The sequence below is a fragment of the Sphingomonas sp. Leaf208 genome (assembly GCF_001421415.1).
Classification (GTDB): domain Bacteria; phylum Pseudomonadota; class Alphaproteobacteria; order Sphingomonadales; family Sphingomonadaceae; genus Sphingomonas.
The window spans coordinates 58,776-65,222 of record NZ_LMKH01000003.1 but is presented as its reverse complement, the minus strand read 5'-3'; the positions used below and the strand labels follow the sequence as shown (position 1 = coordinate 65,222).

The 6,447-nt window shown below is 62.6% G+C and carries 8 protein-coding genes and 1 pseudogene; 7 read left to right on the top strand and 2 right to left on the bottom strand.

What is annotated here, in order from left to right; genetic code table 11:
• Together ASE69_RS20985 and ASE69_RS04180 are read left to right on the top strand one after the other, a co-directional pair.
• A pseudogene (locus tag ASE69_RS20985) lies at positions 1–1,033 on the top strand (IS3 family transposase); the annotation flags it as partial.
• A 166-nt stretch (positions 1,034–1,199) separates the two neighbouring features.
• Entirely contained in the window at positions 1,200–1,982 is a 783-nt protein-coding gene (locus tag ASE69_RS04180) for an alpha/beta fold hydrolase (RefSeq protein ID WP_268795475.1), read from the top strand.
• A gap of 5 nt (positions 1,983–1,987) precedes the next feature.
• Here the strand turns inward: ASE69_RS04180 and ASE69_RS04175 are convergent, their stop codons facing one another.
• Both ASE69_RS04175 and ASE69_RS04170 read right to left on the bottom strand, forming a co-directional pair.
• Positions 1,988–2,602, bottom strand: a complete 615-nt coding sequence (locus ASE69_RS04175) for a LysE family translocator (RefSeq protein ID WP_056483421.1) — start codon at positions 2,600–2,602, stop codon at positions 1,988–1,990.
• 21 nt (positions 2,603–2,623) lie between these two features.
• On the bottom strand, positions 2,624–3,223 hold the full coding sequence (locus ASE69_RS04170; protein WP_235518081.1) for a TetR/AcrR family transcriptional regulator: 600 nt from the start codon (positions 3,221–3,223) through the stop codon (positions 2,624–2,626).
• A 162-nt stretch (positions 3,224–3,385) separates the two neighbouring features.
• On the opposite strand from ASE69_RS04170, the gene ASE69_RS04165 reads away from it, so the two are divergent.
• The 5 genes from ASE69_RS04165 to ASE69_RS04145 all read left to right on the top strand — a co-directional run bounded on the left by ASE69_RS04165 (position 3,386) and on the right by ASE69_RS04145 (position 6,038).
• Positions 3,386–3,685: a hypothetical protein gene (locus ASE69_RS04165; protein ID WP_056483415.1), complete on the top strand. Its 300-nt coding sequence runs from the start codon at positions 3,386–3,388 to the stop codon at positions 3,683–3,685.
• A gap of 1 nt (position 3,686) precedes the next feature.
• Positions 3,687–4,190: a DUF2867 domain-containing protein gene (locus tag ASE69_RS04160; protein ID WP_156362126.1), complete on the top strand. Its 504-nt coding sequence runs from the start codon at positions 3,687–3,689 to the stop codon at positions 4,188–4,190.
• Positions 4,191–4,353: 163 nt separating this feature from the next.
• On the top strand, positions 4,354–4,857 hold the full coding sequence (locus ASE69_RS04155; RefSeq protein WP_056483412.1) for a nuclear transport factor 2 family protein: 504 nt from the start codon (positions 4,354–4,356) through the stop codon (positions 4,855–4,857).
• A 42-nt stretch (positions 4,858–4,899) separates the two neighbouring features.
• Positions 4,900–5,667 carry a helix-turn-helix transcriptional regulator gene (locus ASE69_RS04150; protein ID WP_056483409.1) on the top strand — a complete coding sequence of 256 codons (768 nt, stop codon included), beginning with the start codon at positions 4,900–4,902 and terminating at the stop codon, positions 5,665–5,667.
• Complete coding sequence (locus ASE69_RS04145; RefSeq protein ID WP_056483406.1) at positions 5,667–6,038, top strand: DUF1330 domain-containing protein; 372 nt, start codon at positions 5,667–5,669, stop codon at positions 6,036–6,038. Before ASE69_RS04150 ends, ASE69_RS04145 begins: the two co-directional genes overlap by 1 nt.
• Positions 6,039–6,447: the final 409 nt, after the last annotated feature.

Genomic DNA, 6,447 nt, shown 5'->3' with positions numbered 1-6,447 from the left:
ACTGGACAAGCTGATCCTGCAGGAGGCGGCACGGGGAAACTTCTAAGCCCCGCGCGGCGCCGGCGCTGCATTGACCAAGTGAAAGAGGTGCTGGACGTATCCGAGCGACGGGTGTGTCGCGTGCTCGGGCAGCATCGGTCGACGCAGCGCAAGGTGCCGTGTGGGGCAGATGACGAACAGGCACTGACTGAGGACATCGTTGCGCTGGCCGGGCAGTATGGACGCTACGGTTACCGCCGGGTGACCGCACTGCTGCATGCCGCGGGGTGGTCAGTGAATCATAAGCGTGTCGAACGCATCTGGCGGCGTGAGGGGCTGAAGGTGCCACAGAAGCAACCCAAGCGTGGCCGGCTGTGGTTGAACGACGGCTCGTGCATCCGGCTGCGGCCGGAGTATCCGGGGCATGTCTGGGCATACGACTTTGTCGAAGCGCGAACGCACGACGGGCGCAAGTTCCGGATCCTCACGATCATCGACGAGGCCAGCAGGGAATGCCTGGCGCTGATCGTCGCACGTCAGTTGAAACACGAAGACGTGCTGGCGGCGGTTCCGGATCCTCACGATCATCGACGAGGCCAGCAGGGAATGCCTGGCGCTGATCGTCGCACGTCAGTTGAAACACGAAGACGTGCTGGCGGCGCTTGCCGAGCTGTTCATCGCCCGGGGGCCGCCCGCGCATATCAGGTCGGACAATGGCAGCGAGTTCATCGCTACCGCGGTCCAGAAATGGCTCGGCCAGATCGGCGTGAAGACGCTGTACATCGCGCCGGGCTCGCCATGGGAAAACGGCTATAACGAGAGCTTCAACGGTTCGCTTCGCGACGAGCTGCTCAACGGCGAGATCTTCTACAGCCTCGCCGAGGCAAGGGTGCTGATCGAGGCGTGGCGGCGTCACTATAACACCGTCCGACCACACAGCAGCCTGGGCTATCGACCTCCGGCGCCAGCAGCAGCGACCCCGCCATTGCCAGCCTCCGGTTCCGCTTCGCTCCACCTACGCCCGGCAATGGCGGCGGAGGCGACAATGCACTAACTATCTACCCGGACCACCCGGTGGGGGCTGCTCANAGCCTCCGGTTCCGCTTCGCTCCACCTACGCCCGGCAATGGCGGCGGAGGCGACAATGCACTAACTATCTACCCGGACCACCCGGTGGGGGCTGCTCATACCGCGAGGCAGGGGCCGCAGATGCGCCCGTTCTGCTCCTGCTTCACGGCTTCCCCACCTCGAGCCACATGTTCCGCGACCTGATTCCACTCCTGGCGGAGCGCTACCGCGTGATCTCGCCCGACATGCCAGGCTTCGGGCTGACGCAGGCGCCGGCGCGAGGCGAATATCCCTACATCTTCGACGCGCTAGCCGGGACTCTAGAGGGCTTCGTCGAGGCGCTCGAGCTTGAGCGCTATGCCCTCTACGTGTTCGACTATGGTGCGCCGATCGGCTTCCGCCTTGCCGTGCGTTGTCCGGAGCGCGTCACCGCGATCGTGACACAGAACGGTAACGCCTATGAGGAAGGATTCAGCGCGGAGTGGGGTCCGTGGGAGGCCTACTGGCGCGATCCGAGCCCAGCGAATCGCGAGGCTTGCCGCGCATCCCTTACCGCCGAAGCGATCCGCTTCCAGCATGAGCACGGTGCAGCCGTCGGCGCTGTTGCACCGGACAATTGGCTGCTCGACCAACATTTTCTGGAGCGCACGGACGCGATCGAGATCCAACTCGATCTGATCCTGGATTACCGCTCCAACATCGCCCGCTACCCCGATTTTCAAGCCTATCTGCGCCAGCACCAGCCGCCGCTGCTAGCTGCCTGGGGCCGGCACGATGCCTTCTTCCTGCCTGCGGGTGCGGAAGCCTACGCGCGCGATGTCCCCGAGGCGGAGATCCACCTGCTCGATGCTGGCCACTTCGCGCTGCATACGCGATGTGCTGAAATCGCCGGGCTGATTGACGATTTCCTTGATCGTCGGCTCGTCCGGCGTTGATCGTTTCAGCGGATGGTTAGAAGCCTGAGGCCAGCGCCGGTAAATACCATCGCAAGCGCTCCCTCAATCCAACGGCGTAAGCGAGCATAGCCGCGTACCATCAGCGGGGTAGAGAAGAGGAGCGCGTAGCCGCCGAACACGACGACAGCGAGCGCAACGCAGCCGAGGAAGGCTGCCGCAACCCGGCCGGTCGACGCCTCCGCGCCAACGCCCAGGGTCATGATCGCGAGCCAGGCCATCACCGACTTGGGATTCCCGAGGTGCATCAGTAGACCGCGGCGGTAGAGTGCACCCGTGCTCTGCCGGACCCGTGGCATGGCCGTTGCGGCGTCGTTGCTACGCAGAGCCGACCGGGCCGATCTGAGTGCCAGCCACAGTAGGTAGAGACCGCCGATAATCTTAAGGATGACCAGAGCCTCAGCATAGCGCGCCAGAAGCGCTGAAAGGCCAGTTGCGGCAATCAGGCCCCAGCAGAACGACATGGTGATGACACCTGCGGCAAGAGCGAGCGCGGGACGCCGCCCCTGTCCCATCCCGACGTTCATAATCGCCATTTTGGAGGGGCCGGGGCTCGCCGCCGCGATCACGTAAGCGCTATATACCAGCAGCAGCTCGTGCATTTCTCGTCCTCTCGCGGTCTCTCAAACCTCATCGTGGCAGGCCCATGGAAGTGGCTGAAGAGCCTCACCGCCTGCTCCCAACTGCGGCTTCGCCGCCCCAAGCAGGATTGCGCGAGCTACCTCCCGCGCAGATCCAGCAAGTTCGTCGTCGGCCAATTCGCCGGCAGTCCAGAACGAAAGCACGCCGCGGAAGCCGAAGGCGAGCTGCCGTGGAAGCGAGCGATCCGGTTGCTCGTTTCCGGCAAGAGCCGGGCACGCCTCCTTGCCAAGCGCAAGCGACCAAAATGCTTCGGAGCGTGCGAGAGCGGTGCCGGCTGCCGGACTTACAGTGCCGAGCCACCCCATCACCGACCGGTTTACCACTGGCTCCTCGAGCATGACCGAAGCTGCCGTATCGGAGGCCATGAGGACGCGCTCCAGCGCATCAGTAGGAAGCGCCGATTCTCGAAAGCGATCGGTCATCAACTCGACCCGCCTCGCGGAGATCGCGTGCATAACCGCCGCCTTGCTGCCGAACTGGTTGAACGGCGTTGAGAAGCTGACCTCGGCTTCCGCCGCGAGTTCGCGCATCGAGAATTCTGCCTTCCCCTGACGCAGCAGCCGCTCGGCCGCCTGGATCACTCGCTGGCGAACCGGTTCGCCCCGTTGTGAGGGGATAGATGATGCTCGTGCCTTGCGTTCCGCCATTCCTATATCATGATCCAAATACGGCGTCGAGGGGGATGTCTGAGCCACGTGTCGTTCGACAAACCTGGCCACCCTACGACCATCTGGAGATCGTTCATGAAGTTCCTCGTCATGCTGACCCCGAGCGCGGGAAAGACCCTCGACGATTTCATGCCGCACATGGTGCCGGAGATTGAGGCGGTGTGGGCATCATACCTCGGCGATGAGCTCCGCGAGTTCTACTTTTCCGCCAATCCACAGGTGATCACTCTCATCTATGAGCTGCCGTCGATCGAGGCGGTCCACGCTGCTGTCGACGCGCTGCCGATGGTAAAAGTAGGGCTCCTCGAGCGCCAGGTCGTGCATCTAGGCCCATTCCACCAGATCGCCGCTCTGTTCGCCAAGCCCGACGCCTAACGTGTTCGGCGATCGATCCGTCCGGCGCGTCGAGCCCCCTCCTGGCAGCGCAATCAGCGGCTGGTACGCAGGTGCCGACCTGCTCGACAGCTACGCCGTGGACGCGGCGGCTGATGACGCGACGATGCGGGCGATCGCGGACCGAGCGCTCGGAACGCCGCCACGCTGGTTCAGGGCGCTGGTGGCGGTGCGAGATGGCGCTGTCGCGCCGTTCGGCGTGCAAACAACCGCCGAGCTACGCCGTGCGCGACCGGATCGTGCGCGGATCGACTTCTTCCCCGTGCTAGCCGAAAGCACTGACGAGATCGTGCTCGGGGAAGACGACCGTCACCTCGACTTTCGTCTGTCGATCCTGCGCCAAGTCGGACCGCATGGTTCGATGCTGATCGTCACCACCGCGGTCCGCACCCGCAACCGGTTCGGTCGCCTGTACCTTCGCGCGATCTATCCGTTTCACGTTCTCGTTGCGCGCGCGTCGCTAATTAGAGCGGCCGCCCGACGCTGAGCAATGCGGCAAGCTTCGCCGCGCCGCGAGTGCCGCCCAACACAACTCCACTCCTCGGGCATCCCGCGATGACGTATCGGAGCACGTTCCTGACAATTTCTGGCAACGCGCTCAGCTAAGGCGCCGAGGTTCGCAGTAATCAACAACGTACCAAGGATAGCCAGTGATCGCGCCAATCACCCGTTTGACGGTCCGCTTTCCGGCGGTCGTCCTGCTAGCAGGCATGACGCTTCTGCCAAGCGTTGCCTATCCCCAACAGATCCAGCAAATTTCGAGGAAGAACCCGATGGTAGTTACCAAGCGGCAGGCGTGGGACCTGTATGCCAAGCTTCACACAGCCTGGAACTCGGAGTCACTCGACGACCGCCACCGGATTTCTGCTGAGGTCTTGAATGAGAACATCGAATATCAAACGGTAAGACACGATACGACGATGGGTCGGGCGCTGGTCATAGAGGACATGGCAACCTTTCACGAGCGCTTTCCCGGCGGACATTTCGAGATCGGCGACGTTTCCGTGCACCACAACGTGGCGCTTCTGACATGGGTACTTATTCAAGCGGATGGCACTGAGTTCGCTCGCGGTGGCGATCAGATCACCGTTGGAGAGGATGGAAAGATCAGCAAGATCACGACCTTCGGCCCGTCTACGAAGGCGCCTGATTGATCCCAGCGCAACGCAGCGCGCATCGCCAGCACCTCAGGATATATGTCGAGATCAAGCCGCCTTTTCGAGCTGATCAACATCCTGCGCTCGCACAGGATGCCGGTCACGGCCGACGATCTGGCGCGGCAACTCGGGATCTCGCCGCGGAGCGTCTACCGTGACATCGAGACGCTTCGGTCATTAGGAGCGCCGGTGGACGGTCAGGCCGGGATTGGCTTTCGTCTGGGTGGAGGCTTCTTCCTGCCAGAGTTCGCTCTTCTGCCGGAGGAGATCGACGCGCTGATCCTAGGGCTTGGCTGGGTGCGGCAACGGGCCGATCCGGCATTAGCGCGCAACAGCGAAAGTGCCCTGGCGAAGATCCTTGCGACGACGGGCAGCCCGTCTGTTGGCCTTGAGGACCTTCCACCCTTCTTCGCGGCTGCCTCAGTTTCTCAGCGGATAGATCCACCACAGGTAGCGCAACTGCGTGATGCTGTCCGCCGGCAACGCAAGGTGAAAATCAGCTACGAGGACGCTCGCGGCTCAATCTCAGAGCGCACCGTCTGGCCTATCGCCATCGTGTATTTTGACGACGTCCGGGTCTTGGCGGCGTGGTGCGAGGCGAGGGCAGCCTTCCGTCACTTTCGGGTCGATCGCGTGCGGCTGAGCACAATGCTCGAGGACCGATATCCGGGGCGACGTCACGCTCTCGTGCAGAAGTGGCGCCAACAGGACCGAGACTGGCGCGCCCTGCTGACAATTTCTGGCGGTGCCCCAAGCTATCAACGGATCGATCCACCCGATGGTGGAGACAGCTCAAAGGATGATTGATGGTCGCGTTTTCTCTCGCCGCTTACGAGGCGTTTCTGACCGGTCATGACGACACACCAATCGTCATGTTGAACCTCCTGCGATTTGAGCCCGAAGGTGGCCGGGATCGCTACCTGCGATACATCAGCATGGCGAAGCCGATCCTCGAACGTTTCGGGGCGCGGATCTTGTTCGGTGGCAACGGCCTTCCGGTGCTTACCGAGGGTGAGGCGCAGGCGTGGGACGCCATTGTCCTGGTTCAGTATCCACGCCGCTCCGCCTTCAACGATATGGTCGCGGATCCAGAGTACCAGAAGGCATTCCAGGTCGGATCGTCGGCGATCGCGGACATCGTGCTGCAACCGTTCGAGCGGGACAGCCACATCAATTAGAGGCGTGCGTTGGTCAGACATGATGGCATCTTCCGGGCGGCAGCATTTGCGGCGCGTCACTCGTATCGACCGCGAAGATGAATGGGCGTCCGAAGTTGGGAGCCGGGCACGGCGCCGGGAGTGACTGCTTGTGGGTCTGGCCGGAAGCCGTAGGGCAGGACCTGTTCATCCATTTGACGACGTTTGATGTATGATCCCGAAGACTGAAAGCGGCGATCCGTTCAGCCATGTCGTCCCATGTCCACATTGGCAGCTTGCAGGTTCGGATGAGCTAATTATTGATCCCAGATCGGCGTTCTTCACTGCCGACGAAGACCTGTTTTCCCTTGAACTGCGCAAGAGGCGCCTGAGCGTCTTCGATGGTGGCCGGGTCAAGCGTCGCCAAGCGCTGGTACCCGCGGTGTCAGCG

Bases quoted from the DNA above. Each gene is read 5' to 3' on its own strand.
- ASE69_RS04175 (WP_056483421.1), bottom strand. From the start codon at position 2,602: ATGCACGAGCTGCTGCTGGTATATAGCGCTTACGTGATCGCGGCGGCG.
- ASE69_RS04165 (WP_056483415.1), top strand. From the start codon at position 3,386: ATGAAGTTCCTCGTCATGCTGACCCCGAGCGCGGGAAAGACCCTCGAC.
- ASE69_RS04150 (WP_056483409.1), top strand. From the start codon at position 4,900: ATGTCGAGATCAAGCCGCCTTTTCGAGCTGATCAACATCCTGCGCTCG.
- ASE69_RS04145 (WP_056483406.1), top strand. From the start codon at position 5,667: ATGGTCGCGTTTTCTCTCGCCGCTTACGAGGCGTTTCTGACCGGTCAT.